This is a genomic window from Flavobacterium potami, from assembly GCF_020026915.1.
Taxonomy (GTDB): domain Bacteria; phylum Bacteroidota; class Bacteroidia; order Flavobacteriales; family Flavobacteriaceae; genus Flavobacterium; species Flavobacterium potami.
In genome coordinates, this window is record NZ_JAINUY010000001.1 from 1,170,229 (window position 1) to 1,193,961 (window position 23,733).

Consider the following 23,733-nt stretch of genomic DNA (forward strand, 5'->3'; position numbering starts at 1 on the left):
TGCGTAATTCTTTTGTCTAGATAGCTATAGTAATTAAGGCGCAGTTACAGGATTATTTCGAACATAACTTCCGTCATCATATTTAATTTGGTACGGAGAATTGAAGAAAGTACTTGGCAGATAATAATCTGTAGTAATGATTTGCGCTCCTGATTTTTTTGCAGCTTCAAAATGAGAATAATCGTTTTTGCGAGCTTCTTTTGTATCAGAATCGGCGCGGGTTCTTATGATGTAACCTTTTTTTACCAAATCTTCAATTGTCGGATCTTCGGAATTATTTCTAAACAAAGCCGCTGCTTCTAGTTTACCTGGTTCAGCGTTGATAAAAACGGCGCGTCCTTTTAGGGACGGATGATTCAATGCGTACAAATCTCTTTTTACGCCGTTATTATCTAACAGGAATAAGAATCTTCCTTTTGCTTCTTTTAAAGTTGGCCAATTGTTGTTTAGCACTGCTTCTTCGAGTGTTTTGTATTTGCCACGAACCATATCTGGCGTTATTAGTTTGTCTTTTCCTAATTCTTTACGAATTACTTTATCCATTTCATCAAAAACAGCTGCGGTGAAATCTTCCGGTTTTGTTCCGAAGAAATTCGCATCGCCATCTTTTGGTTCTAAAGTAATGAAAACAGGAACATGCCCTGGATTGGCATCAGACCATTTTTTTAATTCCTGAAGACAGATTTCGAACGTATAAGTAGAAGTTCTAAAATCGATGTCTGGCATGTGGAAAACCTTAAAACCAGGTTTTTTCATTAATCCGTTTGGGTCATAAGCTTCTTCAGATTTGGCGATGTCTAGCCCTTTTGGATGTGCATATTTTCCACCTTTTGCATCGGCAAAAATGTCGATTTCCAAGTTTCGTAAACCTTTGTTTAATTGATCTGTTATGCTAATGTGCGTGTATTGTAAACCTTTTAGAGAGCGAGTAGTGTCTCTTGCCTGAATCAAATTATACAAATCGGTTTCGATAGCATGACGATAACTATTATGCGATCCGATAACTTGAAGCTGATTGATTTTTAAATTGTCGTTTTGAGCCTGGATTCCGTTCTGTACGGCTCCAACAAGTAATAAAGTGAACAAAAAATGTTTCATGATTCTAAAATGTAATTAATACTATATGATGAGGACGCATCAAAAGAAAATTGCACTTTGAAAGTTACTAAGTTAAAAGTAGTGATTGGCTTTTATGTTAGATGAAAAAAAAGAAATTGCAAACTGATTACTGAAGTTGCTGCAAAAAAGTAGTATTTATACATCAAACGTGTTTATTTATTAATTTAAAGATAACATTGGCGCAAAAAATATTGGCTTTTCATTTCCTTATTTTACGATATTAAAAAGCCTGTAATTACCACATGAACAATCCTGAAGTTTTTGAAAAAACGTATAACGAATATTGGAAAAAGCTCAATGCGTTTTCTTATACGATGACTCAGGATAAAGACTTGGCGCAGAATATTGTTCAAGATGTTTTTGTGGATTTATGGGAAAGAAAAGAAGAACTGAATATTAATGCTATTGAACCTTTTTTGTTTCGTGCAGTAAAAAATCAGGTTTTCAAACATTATCAGAATAACCGTTTTGATAAGACTATTTTAGAAGAAAAGTTCGAAGACTATATTATAGATAATTTTTCGGCTATCGATCCAGAAGTTATGGATTTGCTTTATTCATTATTAGACAAACTTCCTGAAAAAAGAAAAGAGGTTTTACTGATGTACAAATTTCAAGATATGACAATCGATCAGATTGCCGACGAGCTTGGAATTTCTAAACAAACCGTAAAAAATCAAATTTCTTCTGCGGTAAAACAACTTCGAGAAGGCTTAAAAGACCTTGCCTGGCTGGCTCCATTCATTATTTTAAACCAAAAGCTTTAAGATAACTTTCACTTGATGTTTTCATAATATTTGACGATAGTACGATTTCCTTTTTCTGGTACTTATTCATAACAATAAGTATTATGATAAAAAGAATTAAACATAGTTTAGAATATCTGTTGGATAAAAGTTCGCGAGGAAAAACTTCGTCGGCAGAAGAAAATTTATTAAATGATTTTGCTTTTAGCGAATATCAAAATTCAAAATGGGATATGGATTTAATGGGAAATCCTGAAGAAGTATCTCAAAATATTTATGACGAAATTCAACTTAGAATAGGGAAGAAGAAATCTTTTAATCCTTATTTAAAATATATGGCAGCTGCCAGCATTCTTTTTCTACTTGGTTTAGGATTTTTCTTGAGACCAAATGTTTTAAACCAAAAACAAATCACATTTAAAACGTCATCGACACCCAAATCTATCCAATTAAATGACGGTTCGAAAATTTATCTGGCAGCAAACTCATCCTTTCAGTATCCTGAAAAATTTGAAGGCGATCAAAGAACAGTTTCTTTATTAAAAGGAAATGCATTTTTTGAAGTCGCTAAAGACAAAAAACATCCTTTTATTATTCATTCTGGCGAAATACAAACCAGAGTGGTCGGAACTTCATTTCACATTCAATTATCAAAATTAAACTGTAAAGTAATTGTGGTAACCGGTAAAGTAAATGTTTCCGGAAAAGGTCAGAGTGTCGATTTAATTCCGAATCAGGAAGCTTTATTCGAATCTCAAAAACTTACGAAACAACAAGCAGATAAAGCATTTTTGGTCAATTGGTACAATGAGGATGTTACACTTGATCAAACTACATTAAAACAGGTTATTACGATTTTACAATATAAATACGGAGTTTCATTTCAATACAATAATGAACACGTATTAGCAACGCCGTTAACGGTATTCATTAAGAAGGACGCAACATTAGAAAATGTTTTGGAGCAAATCAATTATATCACAAACTTAAAATTCAGAGTCTATGGCGAAATAGTAAAAGTGGATTAAAAACAAAAAAAGCAGTTGCGGGAACAACTGCCATTAATAATTAAGCATCGTAAAAAACAATTACTTAAATCATGTATTTTAAACCTTCTTATTTAAATCTAAAAAGTTTTGTCTTTTTATTTATGGCTTTACTGGCCTTTCAGAGTGGTTACAGTAAAACTAGTTTATTAAAAGAGTCAAAAATAAACAATAAAATAGAAAAAGCTACCCTTGTTTCTATTTTTTCAAAATTAACGCAACAAACCGATTATAAGTTTAGCTATGGTCAGGCAATTATTGCTGATAATACGGCTTATACAGTAAATTATAATGGCGAATCTGTTACAGAAATTTTAAATGATCTTTCTAAAAAAGCCAATTTCAATTATAGTATTAACGGAAAATTAGTTTTAATTCAGAAATCACTGGGGACAAAAGCTGTAAACACAAAAGCTGTTGACAGAATAAAAGTAAAAGGAAAAATTGTAGACGAAAACAATGTACCGATTCCTGGAGCTTCTGTTATGGAGACAAGTACTTCTAACTCAACTGTAACCGATTTTGACGGAGTTTTTGAACTTACTGTTGGAGAAGGAAAAACGATCAGTGTTTCCTACGTAGGATACAAATCGAAAACAGTTACAGTTCAAACTGGTTTTATGACCATTCAGTTGGAACCAAGTACAGCAGAATTAAATGAAGTTTTAATTGTAGGATACGGAAAACAATCTAAGAAAGATGTTACAGGAGCGGTTACACAATTAGAGGCGGCTAATTTTAAACAAGGAGTAAGTATTTCTCCAGATAATTTGATTCAAGGAAAAGTTGCCGGAGTTCGTGTAGTAAGTACAAGTGGTGAGCCAGGAGCTGGTGTAAATGTGACCATTCGTGGAGTTGGATCTATAAGAAGCGGTAGTACACCTTTGTTTGTAGTAGACGGAATTCCGTTGTCTAATGACGATGTGAGTCCATCGGGTACCAATGTAGGTTTTGGTAGTTCTGCAGCAAAAAATCCACTAAACTTTTTGAATAATAGTGATATCGAATCTATTACAGTTTTGAAAGATGCATCTGCTTCTGCAATTTATGGAGCAAGAGGATCTAACGGAGTTGTTTTGGTAACAACTAAAAAAGGAGCAAAAGGAGACGGAACTTTAACTTTTGATTCTTCTTTAGGAATTTCTACTGTTGCCAATAAATTGGATGTTTTAAGTGCCGATCAATATAGAACTGCAATTAAAGACAAAGCTTTTGATCACGGTGGAAATACAGATTGGCAAGATGTTATTTTTAGACAAGCGATTACAAAAAGTAATTCGTTAGCATTTGCCAAACAAACAGAATCTGGAAACTATTATGCTTCTGTATCTCAATTGGATCAAGAAGGTATTATTAGAAACAGCGACTTTAAACGTTTGACAGGAAGAATTAATGCTGCTGAGTCATTTTTGGACAATAAACGTTTAAAATTGAAATTTAATCTTACTGCCAGTGAAACTAAAGATGACGGAGTTCCAACAAGTGATGACGGAGGTTCTAACGGACAATTATTAGTTCATACTTTAATGGCAAATCCGACGAGATCTGTTTTTGATGCCAATGGAAATTATACCAACTTTAATATGAATGCGCACTATAATCCAGCGTATTTATTGAGTATCTACACCGATCAAACACGTACATTAAGAGTTTTAGGAAATTTCGAAGCATCTTTAAGAATCGTTGAAGGATTAGAGTATAAATTAAATTTAGGTATTGATCGTTCAATGTCGGAAAGAAATACCACAATTTATCCAAACTTAACTGATTTGAATCCGAAAGGAAAATATGTTCAGAACAATTTAGATTCTAAAAACTCATTGGTTGAGCATTATTTAACTTATAATGTGACTTTAAATAAGCATAAAATCGAAGCTCTTGGAGGTTTCTCTTATCAAAAATTTGAAAGATCAGGAACTGCTTTCAGTATAGACGGAATTACGGATCAAGGTGCGGGAGTTCCTCCTTCAATTAATCCTGGTTTTAAAGGTACACAATCTGGAACAACAGGTTACGCGCAAGAAAATGAGTTACAATCTTATTTTGGAAGGTTAAACTATAGCTTTAATAACAAATATCTTTTAACTGCTTCGATGCGAGCTGATGGTTCTACACGTTTTGGTGATAATAATAAATACGGTTATTTTCCTTCATTTGCTTTAGGATGGAATATGTCGAAAGAAAGTTTTCTTGAAAATGTACAAGCTTTAAACAACTTGAAATTAAGAGCAAGTTGGGGACAGACAGGAAATCAGGAAGTTGAAAATAAAATTACCAAAGCAAGTTATTCATTAGCAGGTGCAGATGGATATTATTTATACGATGATTTGAATTTGGTAAACGGAGTTTCGGTAAACAGAACGCCAAATCCTAATTTGAAATGGGAGGTTGTGACACAATTAAACGTTGGTTTAGATTTTAGTTTTTGGAATGATAAATTCTACGGAACATTCGATTATTTCAACAAAACAACTACAGATGCCATCTTAAATATTCCTTCGCAGGCTTTAAGTCCGACACCAACGGTTTGGACAAACATTAATCAAGGTAAAATTATCAATAAAGGTTTTGAATTTATGTTGGGTTCTAGAATTGTTGATACCAAAGATTTTTCTTGGAATATTGATATGAATGGCGCAACATTAAACAACAAAATTGAAGATTTACCAGTTTCAGAAATCTTAACAGGAACTATTTCAGGACCTGGACAATCTGGTGTAAATGCTAATATTTACAAAAGTGGTTATGCTGCAGGATCTTTCTACTTGTTAGAACACACAGGTTTTGATGCTAATGGAGCGAATGTTTTTAAAGATCAAAATGGAGATGGTAAAATTGACAACAGCGATAGAATTATTATTGAAGGGGCACTTCCAACTTTCTATTACGGATTTAACAGTGATATGAGATACAAAAACATTAGTTTCTCATTCTCTATTATCGGACAAACTGGTGGTTATTTATTAAATAATACAGGTTTGAATGCTTTAAATATTAACAACTTAGCATCAGATCGTAACGTGGCAACAGGATATTATGAGTCTGGAGCAAACGCAGCAAACTCACCGATTTTATCAACTCTTTTCTTAGAGAAATCAGATTTCATCAGATTGAATACAGCTCGTATTGGTTACAATTTTGATTTAAAAGGATTAAACTGGATCAACGGATTGACACTTTATATAACAGGTCAAAACTTACTTACGATTACAAATTACACCGGTTACGATCCGTTAATCAATAGCCCGAAATCAAACGGTGGAAATCAATCTATTGGTATCGATTATGCAAGTTATCCAACTTCTAGAACATTCAGTTTTGGAGCAACTTTAAAACTATAATTTATTATGAAGACAAATACTATTTTTAATATAAAGACTTTAGCGCTATTTTCTTTTATCTGGCTTTTTGCGAGCTGTACCGATCTTGACGAAGTAGTTTTAGATGAGGTTTTAGGAAACGAGACTTCCAATCCGGCTGGAGCTCTTGCAGCAGCATATGACCGTTTGGGAGATGGAACTTTTGTAGATCATGGAGGTGTTTTTTCTTTGCAAGAATATACTACAGATGAGGCTATTTTACCAACTCGTGGAAGTGATTGGGGAGATGGTGGAAAATGGAGAGACATGCACGAGTTTACATGGAAATCGGATAACGCAATTGTTGTAGACAACTGGAACAAACTGACGAACGGAATTACGCGTTCTCTTACCGCAATTCAGTCAGTTGAGGAAAGTACGATTTCGGAGAAAAAATTATTCTTAGCTGAAGCTAAAGGACTTTTAGCGTATTATTTATACACAACATTAGACTTGTACGGACAAGCACCTTATAGAGATCCGATGAATCCTAATGCGCCTTTACAAATTTTAAAAGCAGATACTCAAATTGATGTTTTAATTGCCGATGTTGAAGCTTTAATTCCAGATTTGGCAAGTATGGGAGAACAACGTACACACCACGGAAGATTTACAAAAGAAGCTGCTTATGGATTCTTGGCAACAATGTATCTGAATCGTGCCGTTTTTAAAGATCGTTTTAATACCTTTTCAAGCTTCAATTTTAATGAAGCTGCGGCAACTGGTACAGGAACAGATATGGATCGTGTAATTTATTATACTTCATTATTAATTAATTCTGGAAAATATACTTTAGAGAGCGATTACTTTAAAAATTTTGCTAGGGATAATGATAACGGAAAAGAATTGATTTTTGCGATTTCTCAAAAGATCGATTACATCAGAAACGGTTCAAACAGTTTTGCTTACGTATGTATGGAGCGTAACCAGAGAACTTCTGCAGCAAACAGAGGAACAAATGCAGCGTGCACAACTCCTGAGTTTTTTGCTACTTGGGACGGAAATCACGATGATCCAAGATTTCAGCAAAAATACCAGTACGCAGATGGAACTTGGTTTAAAAATGACGGAACAGATGTAAGTGTTCCTGCAACAGATATTGTTCCTAAAAGTGCTAATTTACCTTGGTTCCACTTTAATAGAGGAATTGAGTTTGGACCTCAATACGGACCAGTATTGCTAGCTTCAGGTTCATTAGAAATGATTAACGGACGTATCAAAGTGTCTCCGTTGGTTATGGAAAAAAGTACCACAACAAGAATGGATTTTACACCATCTCTTACTTTTAAAAATCCTGCACAAGCTGTTTTTGCTCAGAATGAAATCAACCAAGGAGCGCGTGTTTTTAAGTATGAATTTGATCCAGAAGGAGGAAATGGAAACAGTAACGTTGATATTCCACTATTTCGTTTAGGAGGAATCTACACTATGAGAGCTGAAGCGTATTTTAGAAAAGGAAGTCCGGCGTTAGCATTAGAAGACTTAAACAAATTGCGTACAAGCAGAAAAAGAGAAGCTTTATTCGGAAATGTTGCTGGAAAAGCTTTGACTTCAATAGACCAAACTGTTTTATACAATGAAATTGGTTTCGAATTATATTGGGAGTTGTACAGAAGACCGCAAATGATCCGTTTTGGAAAATTTGATCTTGCAGGAACTGCAAAAGCAGCTTCACAACCTTTCAGAAGAGTATTTCCAATTCCGCAGTCTACAATCGATGTGACCAAAGAATTCAAACAAAACCAAGGATACAATTAAGTTTGTGTGTTAGTTTATTTTTTTTTATTTTTCTAAAAAGCCTGTTTCGGAAGAGACAGGCTTTTTTTTTAAGGGGCAAAGGGGCAAAGGTTCAAAGGGACAAAGGTTTTAAAACTGTGATGTCAAAATTGTAAAGTAGAGATGCACGCAGTGCATTAAAAACAAAGTATCTAAATGATGTTATCTCACAATCAATATAAACCTCTGTCCCTTTGTCCCTTAAAAAAATATAATAAACGAATAGTTAAATATAAACACTATCTGATTGATAATAAGTAAATTTGAGTTGAAATAAGACATTTTAAATGTTTGAAGCAAAATTTCATTAAATAACTCAAAATAGTATAAAAATCATGATTCATCAAATTGATACTACAGATAATATAGTTGCCTTTCGAGCATTGGCAGAAGTAACGAAAGAAGATTTTTTGACCGCAGTAATTCCAGCTGTTGAACATTTGGTAAAACAAACCAATGAGATTAATTTTTTATTGGTTTTAGATACCGATATTAAAAATTTTACAGCGGGAGCATGGCTGCAAGATGCTCTTTTAGGATTAAAGCATTTAGGAAAATGGAATAGAGCCGCAATTATTACAGATACTGAAGAAATTATCTCTTTTACCAACGGATTCAGCTTCATCGTTCCGGGTGAGTTTAGAGGATATAAAAAAGTAGATTTTAATAAAGCCTTAAATTGGGTAGAAGGAAATATTTCTTAGAAAAACCCCTTGTTACAAAAAAAGAGCACTTTTGAAGTGCTCTTTTTTTATGAGATAGGTTTGAAATTTTTTTAATGATTGTATTCTATTCCGCTGCTTGCGTTAGCATCGTTTTTATCTTTCGTAACCTGAGCATATTTTTTATAGGCAGCAGATGCCAAGATTGGTAACGCAACGCTTCCAACAACTGCACTAGCTTTTGGATGTCCTGTTTTTTTCAAAACGGCAGATGCAATAAGTGCACCAACTCCTGCGCATACCATTTGTTTTACTGAAAGATTAAGCGGTTTGTTTTGAGGTGTAATTCCGTGTAATAATGGATCTATGAAATTTAAATTCTCCATGATAGTTAATTTATTTGTTATACTTTTTTATTAATTTTTACTGACTTTCATTGCCAGTTTCGCTTTCTATTTTCTCTATTTCAACCTTTTCTTTTTTGATTGCCTGACGCAACAATGCAAAAAGACTCATATAGACATTTGCCATAAAAACCAGAGAAAACCCTGCCAAAATATAGCCTCTCCAATCATTTAACAAAAGTTTATAATCACAAAGAATCAAAAAAGCGATTGTGACATAGTGGCTAAAGCAGTACTCGCAGGTAAAGAGATAAAAGAATTTGCGTGACACGATATATCTGTCATTTTTAGAATGTCTGACACACCATTCATGAGGTTCTCTGAAAATCTCTTCATGCGTTACAGTCCAGCTGACACAGGCAATTGGAATTGCCAGTACAAAAAGCCAGAAAAGTTGAACTCCTAAAGCCATAACTTATGTTTTACAATTTACGAAATTTCAGTTATTCTCTAGGATGATTTTCTGGATAATGTTCTGCGTCAAAATCGTCCAATTCCTCATCGTCATCTAGATCTCTATCTGCATCATTTTCTATATCCAAATCCGGATCATAATCGTCATTTAGATCATTTTCGGTGTCATCATTTGTAATCGCATCATCTTCGTTTATGATTCTCTCTTCATTCGGAATGTTTTCTGATCGGATAGTCGTCGTGTTCGGTTCAAAATCTCCTTGTGGATGTTTTGGATCTTCGATAAATTCTTCCTGATATTGATACGGATCTTCATCCCTCGCATAATTGTCATTATCAACAAGCGTATTTTGCTCGTAATAATCAGGATCGCTTTCGCCAAATTCTCTTTCGTCATGTTTTTTTAGATCTTGTTTGTATTGATCTTCATTAGAAAGAGTTCCGTCTACAAGTGTATTTTGATCGATATAATCAGGATCGTACTGACCATATTCGTGGTTGTTTTGCTTTTCCATAATACTAATTTTTTAAATTATTACTTTGAATGACGTAAATCTTTCGCTGTAGAAAGTTTACCTGTATTTACAAAATTAACAATCCAATACAACGAAGTTCTTACAGGAAAATTAAATATAGTTCTATAATTAACAGTTACTTATAATATAACAACCGACAGGAATTGTATAAAATTTCTCACTTTAAATCATTATACATTTGAATAAAATGTCGAATTAAAAGAATCACAATATGGCTTCTGATAAAGTAACCGCTTGCTGCCACGCCCTGATAGACAAAAACCTTACGATTTCATTTGCAGAAAGTGCTTCTGCAGGAAAAATGTGCTATGAATTTTCAACCGTTTTTAATTCGGGTAGAATTCTCATAGGCGGAATAGTGTGTTACCATACCTCAATGAAAGAAGATTTATTATTGATTCCGTGGGGAACTATAGAAAAATATAGTGCAGAATCGGCAGAGGTTACCAAGTTAATGGCGCAACATTTTTATCGTTATGTAAACTCCGACATCTGCGTTGCTCTAACCGGATTAACAACTCCAGGCGGAAGCGAAAGTGAATCAAAACCGGTTGGAACTATTTTTATCCATATTATTTTTGGAGAAAAACAAATCGCTAAACGTTATGAGTTTAAAGGAAATCCAGAAAGTATTATCAATCAGACGATAGACGTTGTAGCCGATTTAATTTTGAAAGAGATTTGATTTGTAAATAGCATCGAAATAACAAAAGCCGTAAAGAAATTCAACTTTACGGCTTTTTAATTTTTAAATTTGCATTTAAAAAATTTAGATTTCCTCATTTATGAAACCTCTCTCTAGTTTTAACGTAAGGGCATACGCTATATGCGAAAACAACAATAAAATTTTAGCACTTTACGAATACCACAAAGACAAAATATATTGCAAACTCCCAGGAGGTGGTGTCGAATTTGGCGAAGGTATTCTAGATTGTCTTCACAGAGAGTTTTTAGAAGAACTTAATGCAAAAATTGAAATTGTAGAACATTTATACACCCAAGAACATTTTGTTGAATCAATTATTGATGACGGAAGGCAGATTCTCTTGGTGTATTACATTGTAAAAATCAGTAATCTTGAAGACATAAAAATTAGTACTCCAGATATTAGCAGATTTGAATGGATTGATGTTAATGAAAATCCGTTTGTTCTGCCGATTGATAAAATAGCTCTTGTCAAATACAGAGAAAAATCTAAAATTATCAATTAGTAGATTTACTTTTTAATATAAAGCGAACCATTTTTGATGGTCTTTTTATCCAATAAACCTTTCTCGTGTAATCTTTCTAGAATAATTTTAGCATCAGAATAAGACTTATCTAAAATTACAGCATACTCTTTTGGAGCCAATGTTGGAAAAATGTCAAATAAAGCTAACGGATTTTCATTTTTAATGTTCTTCTTTTTCGCTTCAGGAAATAAAGCCAATAAAGCATTTTCATAAGAAGCATAAGGTTTAGAACCATAAACCGTTAATTTATTTTGATTTTCATCAGCAAAAAATAAAGTTGGAAAACCTCTTACTCCAAGCGTTTTTCCGAGATTTAAATCTTCTTGAAAAAGCTTTTTGGCATCTCCTTCATAATCCATTTTAAGTTTTTGAATATCTAAATCAGCCGCCTTAGCCGCTTCTTCAATTATAGTCCATTTTGCGATATTCTTTTTGTCTAGATATAATTTTTCACGAAGAATCCTCATAAAATAAACTGCTTTTTCTTTGCTCTGCATTTGAGCTGCTTTCATGGCAATACAAGAAGGGTAGGATGAATCCAATGGATCTTCAATCCAAACATTTCCATCTATTGGCATTTCATAATATAAACTAGCTTCATCCCAATGATGTGCAACGTCCGATGGTTTGCTGATTCCGCCACTGTTATAGCTCCAATCAGGTAATAAGCCACCCATTCTGTAATCAATTTCAAAATAATCACCATATTCTAATTTCAGTTTTCTAAGCTGAGGTTCAATTCCCCAGCAAGAAGAACAAATAGGATCTGTATAGTATACAATTTTTATTGGCTTATTTTCTGTTTGAATATGAGGCGATTCATTTGATTTTTCGCCCATAGGCATTTCGCAGGTTCCACTTACAGGATCGCATAATAGTGGATTTGTTTTGTCTTCACTCATTTTTGAATTCGTTTGTGATTGACAGCTTGTACTGAAAATCAAGATTAATAACCCCGACAGTATTTTCATAGAATTGTTTTAAAATGTATGTCGTTTCTTTTATTTTCTACAAAGTTCAGCTGAATTTAGACGCTAGTCAATTAGTCAAAAAAAGATGACTAGGAAATAATTTCTTGTTTTAACAAATTGTCAATTTTACTAAAAAATCATCTTTAACGGAATAAAGTAATTGCAATCTTACAATTAATTGCTTATTTTCACATAGTTAATTAAAAGCCCAAATGAATTATATCCAAAAGATTAAGCGTCTCTACAATTTATCTGTAAGTGAAAACAACGGATTCTCAGAAAATGAAATTCTCGATCTTGAGAAAAGATTACAAACTACACTTCCATTAAAATTTAAAGAATATTATCTGGAATTAGGAAAAGAAGAAAACCTTAATTACAGTTTTAATACACTTTTGAAACCAGATGATCAAATCGAATTTTCAGAAGATAATGTTCTTGTTTTTTATGAAGAAAACCAGAATGTTGCGATTTGGGGAATCAAAAAAGAAGATTTGTCGCAAGATAATCCGCCCGTTTATGGCAACTACGATACAATAGAAAAATCAGATTGGGAAATCGAAACCCAAACCACAGAAGACTTCTTTTTGCTAATGTCTGTTTTTAACGGAACATTGGGCGGACTACAATTCAACGGAAATTATCTGGATTCAGTCGAACCAGAAGTTGTAAAGTATGTCGAAGAAAATTATCAGCTTGTAACTGAAATCAGTAAGGAAAATCAAAAAGTATATACCGATCAATTTTATGATGTAATCAGCCTTTCCTTTGATCAGGAAAACAATTGCAGAGGGGCTTTTATCGGAACAAGTGATCAGGAACGATTTGATAAAATGCTAGATTCTTTGGATATCGAATGGGATTATCTTTCTTATGATGATGATGAATCTGAAGATGAATAAATATACCCAAATACTTATACTCCTTTAAAATTATACAAAATGAAAAACGAAATTTTTGACATCATTGAACTGCGTCCGGCAACGAAACATTATTATGGAGATAGTTTAAAAATACCTGAAATTTTGCTCGAAGATGGATTATTGGTAAAAGTAGGAACATTGGATATTCCCCTTGGACATTCCCGTTACGGCGGACCAATTGCAGATCTTCCTAGAGATTTCGAATATCCAAAAGATTTACGATTTGCAGCGCAATTAGATCTTAAACAAATTGCACCGCATGATAAATCGGGACTTTTACCCAAAACCGGACACTTATTTTTCTTTGCTGATATTATGGAAGATAAAGGTTTAGTGGTTTACAGAGATATTGCCACCAGCGAATTGGAAAGAGTAGTAAAAGATCATGAAGATAATTTCTTTGAAGGTGTTTTAATAAAAGAAGTATTTGCAAATACAGAAAAACTTTCTAGCCGTTATCGTCAGCCTGAAGACGAATACGAAGAAGACGATGCTAATGAAGATGGGGTTCTGTGGGATTATTTTCAAGGAAGCGAAACTTCAAAAATCTTCGGAATTTTTACACACTGCCAAGCTCAGGAACAGGAAATACTAAATGTAGTTCAATCTAGTAAAGTAGTTTTATTGCAAATAGGAGAAAACGGATTTAATGAAGAAGGTGTTTTTAGTGTTTTAATTGAAGAAAACGACCTTAAGGAACTCAATTTTGATAATTGCACGTTCTATTGGGGACAATCTTAAAAAATATAGTATGGTAAAGGATTTAGGACAAGGCTACAAAATAATTGACAATAAGTTTATTCTTTTTTATGACAGCGAAGTCTTTAAGAAGTTTTATAAAATTATTGATTTTGAAACTTTTGAGATAAAAGCAACAAATGCTGAAACAGAAGACGATTTTGCGTCCACAATTTTTTTTGCAGACAAAAATCATATTTATCTGCAAAGTGCATTTTGCAGTTTTTGTATTCTCGAAGACGCGATTCCGACTGATTTTAAAGTATTAGATATTAAAAAAGGCTATACTTTTTCAAATGGAAATTATTACCGACATAATGATAAAATGCTTTTTGATTTTAGTAAAGCCAATTACTTAAATGATTATTACGCTGTCGCGGATGATACGCTGTATTTTGGAGATACCATTTTGGTTGAAAATGTTGATATCCCATCTTTTACCATCCCAAATCCAGAATTGATAGGAAATCTTGGAATGGATAAAAATCATGTGTTTTTTAAAGGTAAAATAATTCCCGATGCCGATCCTAGTACGTTTAGAATTTTAGAAACCTGTCTAGATGGGAATTATTATTTAGAATTTGATAATGCCTTTTATGCTAAAGATAATAAGCAGGCCTATTTTGTGAGAACAATTAGTAATGAAGTAAAAATTATCAAAACCAAAAGTCTGGACGATTTTCATTTTAAAGTGATAGAAGAAAGAGGATATGCTTTTGATAAAGAATACAGTTATTATATGGGCAAAAGAACAAAATTATAACTCTGAAAAATTAAAAAATAGTAATATAAGCCAAAATACTCTTTTTATGGACAATCAAAAATTTGAAACCGAAACATTTTCTCTTTTAATTCCTTCTGTTTACAGTGATATGCAGGTGGTTTGGGAAAGTATTAGAGCTGCTCACGAACATCCTAAGAGCGATTATTTATCCTATGCAACAACAACACTTATTCCTGTAGCATTTTTTAATGAATTTGAAGGAGAAACTCTTGTTTTACGCTATTGGGAATCTTGTAAACACGAGGACCAAGAAACGAAGCTCTTAGAGGAAAAGGAAATTCAATTAGCAGGTCATACATCAAATATTCGGATGTTGAAATCAAATGATGGTCTCTTCTATTATTTGGCGATTGTCCAAATAAGCGATGAATTTTGTTATATTTTTAAAGGCGATTGCAAAATAAAAAACAGAAGTTTTTATGAACCTCTTTTTGAAGAAATATGGAAAAGTCTTGAATATTTTGGAAATCCGAAGGAAGCAATAAATAAACTTCCTCAGTTTTTACTTGATCTTTATTATCATACAGAATCAGAAAAGAATTTAGATTTTGATGATGAAGAAGAAAATGACATTCCTCCAATTATAGAAGAATTTTCTATTCCAGAAGACGGCAAAGAATATTGGAAAATAGACGATATTGAATTGCAGTTTTTACCAGAATGTAGCGCTTCTGTAAATGGAACTTTGTATATTAATTTGGAAGGGATTATTCCAAAATTTAATGAGAAAAAACACGGTTATGTAGTAGATTCCTATAACGGGGCAGTAGGATTAAATTTTTCTCTTAGTCAGATCTATAATCAAGGAATTCCGACTGGCGTTATTCCATTTGAAAAAGGCAGAGACGAAAGTTACAATCATTATTTATGGGATCGAGGTTTTAATTATTCGGTTGCTTTTACAGGTCATGTTACTTTAAAAGAAGGATGGATAGGATTGACGGGTTATCTGGAAGATAAATGGGATCCCAAAAGATATAAAATAAGCGTAGCTAAAAAAATAAATGTAGAAGAATTAGAATGGGAAAAATATGATTTTACGCTGCTTAAAGAGTTAGAAAAAACATCACCTAAAATCGTACGCCAACTAAAATTAAAAGATCCTGATCCAATTGAATTGAGAGAAGAACTTCATTCACTAGTTCATTTAGAATCACTTTCTATTCAGTTTTCAAATGATAGCAAAGAAGCCGAAGCATTTACCGAAATTCCTTCATCAGTTAAACATTTTAAGGATTTAAAAAGTCTGCATCTTTGGGGGATTTCAGCAGTTACGAAGTTCCCAGAATGGATTGGAGATCTTCGTGAATTGGAACATCTATTGCTAGCGGGAAGTAAAGTCAAAGGCATTCATCCGTATACTTTGCAGTATCTTTCAAAGCTTAAATATTGTTATCTTGAAAATAACAATTTGGGATCTGCTCCTCAATCAATACCAGATAATTTAGAGGTTTTACATTTAGAAGGGAATCAGATCACGGATATTCCGAGTTCATATATACGATTAAAGAATCTTAGAAAACTTCACATTAGAAATAATCCTCTTGAATCGCTTCCTTCGGGACTAGAAAATATTCCAGAACTCGATTTGGAACTGGAAAAGAAAATGATTTTACTGGATTACACTTATAAAGGTGCAAATAATAGTGGCGTAATTCCTTATGACGACGAATTATTTTATGCACGAAACAATTCAGATTTAAATTCAAATCTTCAAAAGGCTATTAAAAAAACGGATTTTCAGGAATATGAAAAAGGACTTTCTAAAATTGCGCGCCATGCAGTAAATTTTGTTACTACAACTCCAGATTCTTATGATGAATTGGGGAATACCCGATTTGGAGGTCTTCCAGATTTACCTTTAAATCTAGATTATCCAACGGTAAAAATAGATGATGAAGAAAAAGGTTATCAGTTTATTGCTCAGGTTAATTGTGCTTCAATAGCCAGTTTACAGGATTATTTGCCACGAACAGGAATACTTTATTTCTTTATTGAAGATCAGCAGGATTTTACTCCAAAAGTTCTTTATTATGATGGAGAAATGGACAAATTAAAATCGGCAGGAGAATTAAATTTTGATGAAGAGTTTATCTATGATGAAGCTGGTATTTTTCATCCGTTTAAGACCAATTCGGCAAAATGTGTAAGTCTTCCGTCGTTTTATAATGATGAACAGCACTATGAAAACATTGCGCCTGAACTAAAGGAATTAGAAGAGAAATACGAAGAAGCTGAGGCGCTGCACGAAGCACTTTTACCTTTTAATGAAAAATCTTCTCACGGAATTAACAGTTATGTTTTCAAGCAACATGATTCGCCTGAAATAGAAGCAGTAAATACGTTTAAAGGAAAACCCGAAGAATGGATGGTACTTTTGCGTGTCAACAGTGATAATAATCCAGGTTTCAGTTTTTGGGATGCAGGTGAGATTTATTTTGTGATTCACAAAAGCGATCTTGCTAAAAAAGATTTTTCAAATGTGTATTGCGGATTGGAAACTAGTTAATTATCATAGTATTAATTTCATTTTTGAATTAAACTTTCATTAACAAAAACTAATTTGTCATTGGTTTATATTTGTAGGAAACAAATTAATTTTAAGAGTGTTACAACCTATGAAAAATAAACTTTTAAAAATCTCTTTTTTCTTTTTTCTTCTTTTTTCCGTAAAAGGATACAATCAAAACGTTAAGCTTTTAAATATAGATCAGCTTAACGAAAGAGTCAAAAACGGGAAAGACAGTACTTATGTTGTCAATTTTTGGGCAACGTGGTGTGCGCCTTGTATAAAAGAATTACCTCATTTTGAAAAATTAGCCGCCGAACATAAATCGGAAAAGCTGGCAGTTTTGTTAGTGAGTTTGGATTTTAAATCGAAATTAGAATCTAATGTCATTCCTTTTGTAAAAAGAAAGAACTTGAAGAATGAAGTTTTTCTCTTAAATGAAAGTGATCCACAGCAATTTATAGACCGAATAGAACCGTCTTGGTCAGGAAGTATTCCGGCAACTCTTTTCATCAAAAATAATAAGAGAAAGTTTGTTGAAAATGAATTTACCTACGAACAATTATTAACTGAATATAAAAAACTATAAACTATTATGAAAAAAATAATCTTATTACTAGCATTAGCATTTTCTGCTTTTCTATCGCAGGCACAAAATGCAGTAACGCTTAAAGCGGGAGACAAAGCACCAGATTTCAAACTGAAAAATGTAGATAACAAAGAAGTTTCTTTCGGAACTTTTAAAGACGCAAAAGGATATATCGTAGTTTTTACTTGTAATACTTGTCCGTACGCAATTGGTTACGAGCAAAGAATTATCGATTTAGACAAAAAATTCAGACCGCAGGGGTATCCGGTTATTGCTATAAATCCAAACGATCCTGAAGCTTCTACTGCAGATACTTTTGCTAAAATGCAGGATTTAGCAAAAGAGAAAAAATATCCTTTTCCGTATTTATTCGATCCTGGACAAAAAATCACAGACGAGTATGGAGCAAAGAAAACACCACATGTTTTCATTGTTTCTAAAACGTCAAAAGGAAATGTTGTAGAATACGTGGGCGCAATCGACAATGATCCAGAAGGAAACAAACCTGAAAAAATAAAATATGCAGAAGATGTAATTGCATCTCTAAAAAGCGGTCAAAAACCAGCTATAACGCAAACCAAAGAAATTGGTTGCACAGTAAAAAGAAAAGCAAAAGCTTAATTTTTTGGTTCAAGTTTCAAGTTTCAAGTTTCAGTTTTCAGGTTTTAGGTTTCAAGTTAACATAACGGAATAACGTGAAACTTGAAACTTGAAACTTGAAACGTGAAACTTGAAACAAATAAAACAAAAAAAACAAAATTTTAAAAAATACGAAACGCCCCAATTTCTTGGGGCGTTTTTTGGCAAATATAATGAACAAGTTTACTTTCTATTTTTTATCAATTTTGTAAAGTCTTCCTTGATCGGTAACGGCGTATAATGCTTCATCTTTTCCTTGTATAATATCTCTAAATCTTTGTCCTTCTCCGGCTAATAATCTTTCTTCTCCGGCTACTTTATTATCTTTAAAAGCTAAGCGAACAATGTGCGTAGCGCTTAGTGAACCTATGAATAAATTATTCTGCCATTCTGGAACTCGTTTTCCGGCATAAAATGTCATACCACTTGGTGATACTACTGGATCCCAGTAGTATACAGGTTGTTCTAGACCTTCTTTTTGCGTAATACCTTCTCCAATTTTTGCACCACCGTACTCAATTCCATAAGTAATAGTTGGCCAGCCATAATTTTTTCCAGCAGTAAGTCTGTTAATTTCGTCACCACCTCTTGGGCCATGTTCACTTTGCCAGATTTCTCCCGTAGTTGGATGAATTGCCAATCCCTGCGGATTTCTATGTCCTATTGTATAAAGTTCTGGCAAAGCTCCTGAACCAGTAAAACTAGGATTTCCAGGTGCAGATTGACCACCTGTCGTAATGCGGACAATTTTCCCTAAACTACTGTTTACGGCTTGAGCCAAAGGACGCGTTTCTATAACAGAACGCTCTCCAATACTTACAATTAAGTTTCCTGTTTTGTCAAATAAAACTCTACCTCCGTAATGCAATGTGCTGGCATTTGGCGTATTGGAACGGTAAATTACAGTTGTATTTTCGATAGACGCATCGTTGTTTGCTAGTCTTCCTTTCGCTACAGCGGTAATATTTCCTCCCGAAACAGCTTCAGAAAACACCCAATATATCATTCGGTTTGTTTCAAAGGCAGGATCTAAGCAAAGACCTAATAAACCGCCTTGCGATCCAGGATTTACGGCAGGAATTCCTGTTATAGCATTTCCAACAACACCGGCTTGTGTTACAATTTTCATTGTGCCTGCTTTTTCAGTAACCAAAAGACGTCCGTCCGGAAGATAAGCAACTCCCCATGGGGCGCTTAAACCGTTGGTGATAACTTTAGATTCAATTTCTGTAGTAGTTTGAATGCTTCCGGCGCGAGTCTGTCCGGCAAATGCAGGCTGATATGTTGTATTGGCTGTGCCTGTTTCTACCGGTGGTCCAGTTGGTCCAGTATTAGGACTATCATCATTGTCATTGTTGGAACAGCTGCCTAAGGCCAACATACCAACAAGAAGGAATATACTTTTGTGAATTATCATAATGCTTTCATTTTTAATGGTTAAAAAATAATTTTTGCATTATCGAACAAATCGAAAGTGAAGATGGTCAGTCTTTTAAAGATTCATTATTGAAGTGGTCAGTTTCAAATGAAAATCTATCATGTTATTTTCAATTTAGATCGTCTAAATACTTGTTCCTTTTTGCGAAGTCGATGATAATTTCAAATTAGAAATTAAACTCCTTTTTGGAAAGCATTTAGTGGGACATGCTTAATTTTAACGGAAAATTGTTACAAAATATTGCCGAAAAAAATCAGATAATGTCCTTATTAAGGAAAACTTAATGTTGAAAAACGAAATGATAATAACGTTAAAGGCTTATTTTAAAGGGATTTTTAAAGACTTTTTAGCTTCTTCATAAAAACAGGAAATACTTCATTTAATTCATCAAAAAGTGGATTTTTTCTGTTTTTGATCTTAATTTCACTAAATAATTTTAGCCCCAAAGCAAATTGAACGGCTTCAGATTCATTGGCAAAAATGCTTTTATCTTTAATTCTATCGATGATTCCGAAAATTTCATCGTGATTGTCAAACTCAATTCCTAGTTCTTTTGCTGGCTCAGTTTCGCCGTTTGCATATTCTTTTAGACTTAAAGTAAGATAATATTTGTTTGATCTTTTTTCCATGATAATTGTAATTCTAATTTTATTTCAGCCATTTATCGACCACAATTTTAAAGGCTTCTTTGTATTGTTCGCCAACTGTAATTTCTATTTTATCAATAAAAATGGAGTTTTTACTGATGGCGCTAATTTTGTCAAGTGAAACGATAAAAGAGCGATGAACTCGCATAAATTTTGAGGCAGGAAGTTTTTCTTCTAGCGCTTTTAATGAAATCAGCGATAATAATGCTTTTTGAGAATCTTCTAAATGAACTTTTACATAATCCTTTAGACTTTCGATATAGCAAATATCTTTGAGAGAAATTCTAACCCATTGATATTCTACTTTTAGAAAGATAAATTCGTCGTCTGCCGTAACAGTTTGAAATTGATTGTTTGCTTCTTCGTGCAATTGCAAGACTTTGCTGGAAGCACGCAGAAATTCTTCGTAGCTAAAGGGCTTTAAGAGATAATCAACAGCATTAACTTTGTAACCTTCTATCGCATAATGATTGTAAGCTGTTGTAAAAACTATTTTTGGTAGAGGACCAGGCTGATCTTGTATAAGTCTTGCCAGTTCCATTCCAGTCAAATTGGGCATGTTGATGTCTAAAAAAAGAACATCTGGTTTGGTTTCGCGAATGACTCCCATTGCCTCTACAGCATTGTCACAAGTGGTAATTAATTCTAAAAAAGGAGTTTGTTCTATAAACGTTTCTACCAATCTTAAAGCTAATGGTTCATCATCTACTGCTATACATTTTAATACTGTCATTGCTCTAAATTTATTTTCAATTTGATTTTATATGTTCCGTGATCGGTAATCCCAAAAGAAATATAATGCTGATTTGGGTAAATAAGCTGCAATCTTCGTTTGGTATTGGTTAAACCAATTCCGCCTACATCTGAAACGGCAGTTTTTTCGAAAAAAGTGTTTTCTACCTCAAATTCCAAATTACTTCCATTTTGGGTAAGCTTTATGTAAATTTCGCTTTTATCGGTAGCATGTACGCCATGTTTAAAAGCATTTTCTACTAAAGGTAATAATAACATCGGAACAATCGGGTAATCGTGTATTTTTTCGGGAATGTCTGTTGAAATTGTCAGTTTACTGTTGGCACGAAGTTTCATTAGCGCAATAAAATCACGCATAAATTCAGCTTCTTTCAGTAATGTTGTTTTTTCTTCTGTGCTGTAAAGCAGATAACGCATCATTCGGCTTAGAGTATGCAGCGCATTTCGAGAATCTTCAACATCAGTATAGGTCAATGAATAAATACTGTTTAAGGAATTAAAGAAAAAATGCGGATTAATTTGTGCTTTCAACATTGCCAGTTCGGCCATTGTTTTATCTTGTTCCAGTTTCTGTTTGTGCTGCGCTGCTTTTTGCCAATGCTGCAACATTGCCCAGCTTGTACTAATTCCCAAAACTAATAATGTTAAGGTAAAAACATAATTATCGAAATACGGATTTTTGTATTTTTTAAAACCAATAGCTTTACTGATTTGTTCGTGAAGATCAGTTTGTGAAGTATAAAAATAAGCGATTAACTGTAAAGTGAAAATGGCAAGAAACGCCCATAATAAATATAAAGAAGTATTATCGTTAATGATTGTTCTAGGCACAACAATTTTAGCTGTAGAATAAAACAGAATAATCAGTAAAAACAAGATAATACTTTGCCATAGCCAAAACGCTGACGGAAGTAACACATTCCATGTCAATGGAATGTAAAATAACATTAAATAGCCTAATAAAAACCATCCAAGAATGTGCAATCCGGTAAATAAATAGGGTCTAAAAAAGTTTGGTGACATTGTAATTTATGATTTATAAAAGCAATATTACAGTTTATTTATATTGGATTTTGAAGCAATCGCCCAATCTCGATTTAGAGTCTCTAAATAGGCTTTTAGAGCCGACGGGACAAAAATTAAACACTTGTTTAATATTATGGAAAAAACCATCGGTTCTTAATTAACCTTTGTCGATTATGATTCACTCTTCGTCTATTTGAAAATTTTCGTTTGTTATAATTTATTTCTTTTGTTGTCATATAATAGATAATCACACATTTTTCACAATGAAGAAGCAATCATTTTTAAGTATTCTCGCAGCATCACTTATTATCGCATCTTGCGGTAAAAATGATAAATCGGCTCAGGCTGGTGGAGCACCACAGATAAAAGAGTATAAAACTGTGACAATACAGCAGGAATCGGCAACACTAAACAGCGATTTTCCAGCTAGTATTCAGGGACAGCAGAACATAGAAATTCGACCAAGAGTTGAAGGGTATATTGACAAAATCTTTGTAGATGAAGGAGCGGTCGTAAAAGCAGGACAGCCTTTGTTTAAAATTAGTGCTCCAGAATATGAGCAGCAAGTACGTACAGCAACAGCAAGTATCAAAAGCGCTCAAGCTGACGTTAGTTCTGCAAAATTAGCAGTAAATAAAGTAAAGCCTTTAGTTGAAAAAGGAATTATCAGTAAATATGATTTGGAATCGGCTCAGTATACTTACGAGTCAGCATTAGCTTCTTTGGCTCAGGCAAATGCAGCTTTAGTAAATGCTAAAACAAATTTAGGATATACTACAGTTACAAGTCCAGTAAACGGTGTGGTTGGTTCAATTCCGTTTCGTTTAGGAAGTTTGGTAAGTTCTAATACAACCGAACCTCTAACAACGGTTTCTAGTATTGGTAATGTGTATGCTTATTTTGCAATGAATGAAAAAACATTATTGAATTTTACTAAAGATTCGGGAGCTTCATTAAATCAAAAATTGAAAAGCATGCCGGCAGTTTCTTTATTGCTTTCTGATGGTTCAACTTACGATCAAAAAGGAAAAATTGAGACCGTAAATGGGTTAATCAATACAGAAACAGGTACGGTAAATGTTAGAGCGCGTTTTCCAAATCCAAAAGGAGTTATCAGAAGTGGAAGTAGTACTACAGTAAGAATTCCAAATGAAGTTAAAGACGGAATTATTGTTCCTCAAAGTGCCACATTCGAACTTCAGGATAAAATGTTCGTTGTCACTGTAGGTAAAGACAAGAAAACTAAAAACGTAAATATTACAGTACTTGAAAATTCAGCTGGAAATTACTACGTAGTAACAAGTGGTTTAAAAGCGGGTGATGAAATTGTATTAGAAGGAGTAGCTTCTTTAAAAGAAGGTACTGAAATTAAAGCTAGTAATCAGAGCGCAGAAACAGTATACGCCGATTTAAAATAAAAAA

23 protein-coding genes are annotated in these 23,733 nt (G+C 33.4%); 14 read left to right on the forward strand and 9 right to left on the reverse strand.

Annotated features, from left to right (window positions below; translation table 11 throughout):
• Positions 1-33: 33 nt before the first annotated feature.
• Complete coding sequence (locus tag K6T82_RS04890; protein WP_223704801.1) at positions 34-1,098, reverse strand: phosphatidylinositol-specific phospholipase C1-like protein; 1,065 nt, start codon at positions 1,096-1,098, stop codon at positions 34-36.
• A 263-nt stretch (positions 1,099-1,361) separates the two neighbouring features.
• On the opposite strand from K6T82_RS04890, the gene K6T82_RS04895 reads away from it, so the two are divergent.
• The 5 genes from K6T82_RS04895 (at position 1,362) to K6T82_RS04915 (ending at position 8,750) form a co-directional block, all read left to right on the forward strand.
• Positions 1,362-1,886 carry an RNA polymerase sigma-70 factor gene (locus K6T82_RS04895; protein WP_223704802.1) on the forward strand — a complete coding sequence of 175 codons (525 nt, stop codon included), beginning with the start codon at positions 1,362-1,364 and terminating at the stop codon, positions 1,884-1,886.
• A gap of 83 nt (positions 1,887-1,969) precedes the next feature.
• The gene (locus K6T82_RS04900) at positions 1,970-2,893 is read left to right on the forward strand and encodes a FecR family protein (protein ID WP_223704803.1); all 924 of its coding nucleotides are present in this window, start codon (positions 1,970-1,972) and stop codon (positions 2,891-2,893) included.
• Positions 2,894-2,964: 71 nt separating this feature from the next.
• Positions 2,965-6,252 (forward strand): SusC/RagA family TonB-linked outer membrane protein, encoded by a 3,288-nt coding sequence (locus K6T82_RS04905; protein WP_223704804.1) that lies wholly within the window; start codon positions 2,965-2,967, stop codon positions 6,250-6,252.
• A 6-nt stretch (positions 6,253-6,258) separates the two neighbouring features.
• The gene (locus K6T82_RS04910) at positions 6,259-8,028 is read left to right on the forward strand and encodes a RagB/SusD family nutrient uptake outer membrane protein (RefSeq protein WP_223704805.1); all 1,770 of its coding nucleotides are present in this window, start codon (positions 6,259-6,261) and stop codon (positions 8,026-8,028) included.
• Between the two features lie 353 nt (positions 8,029-8,381).
• Positions 8,382-8,750, forward strand: a complete 369-nt coding sequence (locus tag K6T82_RS04915; RefSeq protein WP_223704806.1) for a SpoIIAA family protein — start codon at positions 8,382-8,384, stop codon at positions 8,748-8,750.
• Positions 8,751-8,821: 71 nt separating this feature from the next.
• On the opposite strand, the gene K6T82_RS04920 is transcribed toward K6T82_RS04915, so the two are convergent.
• Genes K6T82_RS04920 through K6T82_RS04930 form a run of 3 tightly spaced genes read right to left on the reverse strand, consistent with a single transcriptional unit; the run spans position 8,822 to position 10,041 of the window.
• Entirely contained in the window at positions 8,822-9,094 is a 273-nt protein-coding gene (locus K6T82_RS04920; protein ID WP_223704807.1) for a PrgI family protein, read from the reverse strand.
• Positions 9,095-9,131: 37 nt separating this feature from the next.
• Positions 9,132-9,524: a hypothetical protein gene (locus K6T82_RS04925; protein ID WP_223704808.1), complete on the reverse strand. Its 393-nt coding sequence runs from the start codon at positions 9,522-9,524 to the stop codon at positions 9,132-9,134.
• Between the two features lie 31 nt (positions 9,525-9,555).
• Positions 9,556-10,041, reverse strand: a complete 486-nt coding sequence (locus tag K6T82_RS04930) for a hypothetical protein (protein WP_223704809.1) — start codon at positions 10,039-10,041, stop codon at positions 9,556-9,558.
• A 232-nt stretch (positions 10,042-10,273) separates the two neighbouring features.
• Here K6T82_RS04930 and K6T82_RS04935 point away from each other — a divergent pair, with 232 nt between their 5' ends.
• Together K6T82_RS04935 and K6T82_RS04940 are read left to right on the forward strand one after the other, a co-directional pair.
• Positions 10,274-10,747, forward strand: coding sequence for a CinA family protein (locus K6T82_RS04935; RefSeq protein ID WP_223704810.1), 474 nt, complete (start codon positions 10,274-10,276; stop codon positions 10,745-10,747).
• Between the two features lie 100 nt (positions 10,748-10,847).
• Positions 10,848-11,273 (forward strand): NUDIX domain-containing protein, encoded by a 426-nt coding sequence (locus K6T82_RS04940; RefSeq protein ID WP_223704811.1) that lies wholly within the window; start codon positions 10,848-10,850, stop codon positions 11,271-11,273.
• Between the two features lie 5 nt (positions 11,274-11,278).
• On the opposite strand, the gene K6T82_RS04945 is transcribed toward K6T82_RS04940, so the two are convergent.
• Positions 11,279-12,196 carry a DsbA family protein gene (locus tag K6T82_RS04945; protein ID WP_223704997.1) on the reverse strand — a complete coding sequence of 306 codons (918 nt, stop codon included), beginning with the start codon at positions 12,194-12,196 and terminating at the stop codon, positions 11,279-11,281.
• A gap of 281 nt (positions 12,197-12,477) precedes the next feature.
• On the opposite strand from K6T82_RS04945, the gene K6T82_RS04950 reads away from it, so the two are divergent.
• From K6T82_RS04950 to K6T82_RS04975, 6 genes are all read left to right on the forward strand, one after another.
• Positions 12,478-13,167, forward strand: a complete 690-nt coding sequence (locus K6T82_RS04950; protein WP_223704812.1) for an SMI1/KNR4 family protein — start codon at positions 12,478-12,480, stop codon at positions 13,165-13,167.
• Positions 13,168-13,206: 39 nt separating this feature from the next.
• Positions 13,207-13,929, forward strand: a complete 723-nt coding sequence (locus K6T82_RS04955) for a DUF1963 domain-containing protein (RefSeq protein WP_223704813.1) — start codon at positions 13,207-13,209, stop codon at positions 13,927-13,929.
• A 10-nt stretch (positions 13,930-13,939) separates the two neighbouring features.
• On the forward strand, positions 13,940-14,689 hold the full coding sequence (locus K6T82_RS04960; RefSeq protein ID WP_223704814.1) for a DKNYY domain-containing protein: 750 nt from the start codon (positions 13,940-13,942) through the stop codon (positions 14,687-14,689).
• Between the two features lie 46 nt (positions 14,690-14,735).
• On the forward strand, positions 14,736-17,219 hold the full coding sequence (locus tag K6T82_RS04965; protein WP_223704815.1) for a YwqG family protein: 2,484 nt from the start codon (positions 14,736-14,738) through the stop codon (positions 17,217-17,219).
• 109 nt (positions 17,220-17,328) lie between these two features.
• Entirely contained in the window at positions 17,329-17,808 is a 480-nt protein-coding gene (locus K6T82_RS04970) for a TlpA disulfide reductase family protein (protein ID WP_223704816.1), read from the forward strand.
• A gap of 6 nt (positions 17,809-17,814) precedes the next feature.
• Complete coding sequence (locus K6T82_RS04975; RefSeq protein WP_223704817.1) at positions 17,815-18,429, forward strand: thioredoxin family protein; 615 nt, start codon at positions 17,815-17,817, stop codon at positions 18,427-18,429.
• Between the two features lie 208 nt (positions 18,430-18,637).
• Here the strand turns inward: K6T82_RS04975 and K6T82_RS04980 are convergent, their stop codons facing one another.
• The 4 genes from K6T82_RS04980 to K6T82_RS04995 all read right to left on the reverse strand — a co-directional run bounded on the left by K6T82_RS04980 (position 18,638) and on the right by K6T82_RS04995 (position 22,308).
• Positions 18,638-19,864 (reverse strand): PQQ-dependent sugar dehydrogenase, encoded by a 1,227-nt coding sequence (locus K6T82_RS04980; RefSeq protein WP_223704818.1) that lies wholly within the window; start codon positions 19,862-19,864, stop codon positions 18,638-18,640.
• A gap of 356 nt (positions 19,865-20,220) precedes the next feature.
• Positions 20,221-20,514, reverse strand: coding sequence for a DUF3861 domain-containing protein (locus K6T82_RS04985; RefSeq protein ID WP_223704819.1), 294 nt, complete (start codon positions 20,512-20,514; stop codon positions 20,221-20,223).
• A gap of 19 nt (positions 20,515-20,533) precedes the next feature.
• Positions 20,534-21,265, reverse strand: coding sequence for a LytR/AlgR family response regulator transcription factor (locus tag K6T82_RS04990; protein WP_223704820.1), 732 nt, complete (start codon positions 21,263-21,265; stop codon positions 20,534-20,536).
• The gene (locus K6T82_RS04995; protein WP_223704821.1) at positions 21,262-22,308 is read right to left on the reverse strand and encodes a sensor histidine kinase; all 1,047 of its coding nucleotides are present in this window, start codon (positions 22,306-22,308) and stop codon (positions 21,262-21,264) included. Before K6T82_RS04995 ends, K6T82_RS04990 begins: the two co-directional genes overlap by 4 nt.
• 266 nt (positions 22,309-22,574) lie before the next feature.
• Between K6T82_RS04995 and K6T82_RS05000 the strand changes: the two genes are divergently transcribed.
• Positions 22,575-23,729 (forward strand): efflux RND transporter periplasmic adaptor subunit, encoded by a 1,155-nt coding sequence (locus K6T82_RS05000; RefSeq protein WP_223704822.1) that lies wholly within the window; start codon positions 22,575-22,577, stop codon positions 23,727-23,729.
• Positions 23,730-23,733 lie beyond the last annotated feature (4 nt).

Coding starts and splice junctions, on each gene's coding strand:
- K6T82_RS04990 (WP_223704820.1), bottom strand. CDS start 21,265: ATGACAGTATTAAAATGTATAGCAGTAGATGATGAACCATTAGCTTTA.
- K6T82_RS04995 (WP_223704821.1), bottom strand. CDS start 22,308: ATGTCACCAAACTTTTTTAGACCCTATTTATTTACCGGATTGCACATT.
- K6T82_RS04920 (WP_223704807.1), bottom strand. CDS start 9,094: ATGGAGAATTTAAATTTCATAGATCCATTATTACACGGAATTACACCT.
- K6T82_RS04955 (WP_223704813.1), top strand. CDS start 13,207: ATGAAAAACGAAATTTTTGACATCATTGAACTGCGTCCGGCAACGAAA.
- K6T82_RS04965 (WP_223704815.1), top strand. CDS start 14,736: ATGGACAATCAAAAATTTGAAACCGAAACATTTTCTCTTTTAATTCCT.
- K6T82_RS04935 (WP_223704810.1), top strand. CDS start 10,274: ATGGCTTCTGATAAAGTAACCGCTTGCTGCCACGCCCTGATAGACAAA.
- K6T82_RS05000 (WP_223704822.1), top strand. CDS start 22,575: ATGAAGAAGCAATCATTTTTAAGTATTCTCGCAGCATCACTTATTATC.
- K6T82_RS04895 (WP_223704802.1), top strand. CDS start 1,362: ATGAACAATCCTGAAGTTTTTGAAAAAACGTATAACGAATATTGGAAA.
- K6T82_RS04945 (WP_223704997.1), bottom strand. CDS start 12,196: ATGAGTGAAGACAAAACAAATCCACTATTATGCGATCCTGTAAGTGGA.
- K6T82_RS04925 (WP_223704808.1), bottom strand. CDS start 9,524: ATGGCTTTAGGAGTTCAACTTTTCTGGCTTTTTGTACTGGCAATTCCA.
- K6T82_RS04910 (WP_223704805.1), top strand. CDS start 6,259: ATGAAGACAAATACTATTTTTAATATAAAGACTTTAGCGCTATTTTCT.
- K6T82_RS04970 (WP_223704816.1), top strand. CDS start 17,329: ATGAAAAATAAACTTTTAAAAATCTCTTTTTTCTTTTTTCTTCTTTTT.
- K6T82_RS04975 (WP_223704817.1), top strand. CDS start 17,815: ATGAAAAAAATAATCTTATTACTAGCATTAGCATTTTCTGCTTTTCTA.
- K6T82_RS04980 (WP_223704818.1), bottom strand. CDS start 19,864: ATGATAATTCACAAAAGTATATTCCTTCTTGTTGGTATGTTGGCCTTA.
- K6T82_RS04930 (WP_223704809.1), bottom strand. CDS start 10,041: ATGGAAAAGCAAAACAACCACGAATATGGTCAGTACGATCCTGATTAT.
- K6T82_RS04915 (WP_223704806.1), top strand. CDS start 8,382: ATGATTCATCAAATTGATACTACAGATAATATAGTTGCCTTTCGAGCA.
- K6T82_RS04905 (WP_223704804.1), top strand. CDS start 2,965: ATGTATTTTAAACCTTCTTATTTAAATCTAAAAAGTTTTGTCTTTTTA.
- K6T82_RS04900 (WP_223704803.1), top strand. CDS start 1,970: ATGATAAAAAGAATTAAACATAGTTTAGAATATCTGTTGGATAAAAGT.
- K6T82_RS04940 (WP_223704811.1), top strand. CDS start 10,848: ATGAAACCTCTCTCTAGTTTTAACGTAAGGGCATACGCTATATGCGAA.
- K6T82_RS04960 (WP_223704814.1), top strand. CDS start 13,940: ATGGTAAAGGATTTAGGACAAGGCTACAAAATAATTGACAATAAGTTT.
- K6T82_RS04985 (WP_223704819.1), bottom strand. CDS start 20,514: ATGGAAAAAAGATCAAACAAATATTATCTTACTTTAAGTCTAAAAGAA.
- K6T82_RS04950 (WP_223704812.1), top strand. CDS start 12,478: ATGAATTATATCCAAAAGATTAAGCGTCTCTACAATTTATCTGTAAGT.
- K6T82_RS04890 (WP_223704801.1), bottom strand. CDS start 1,098: ATGAAACATTTTTTGTTCACTTTATTACTTGTTGGAGCCGTACAGAAC.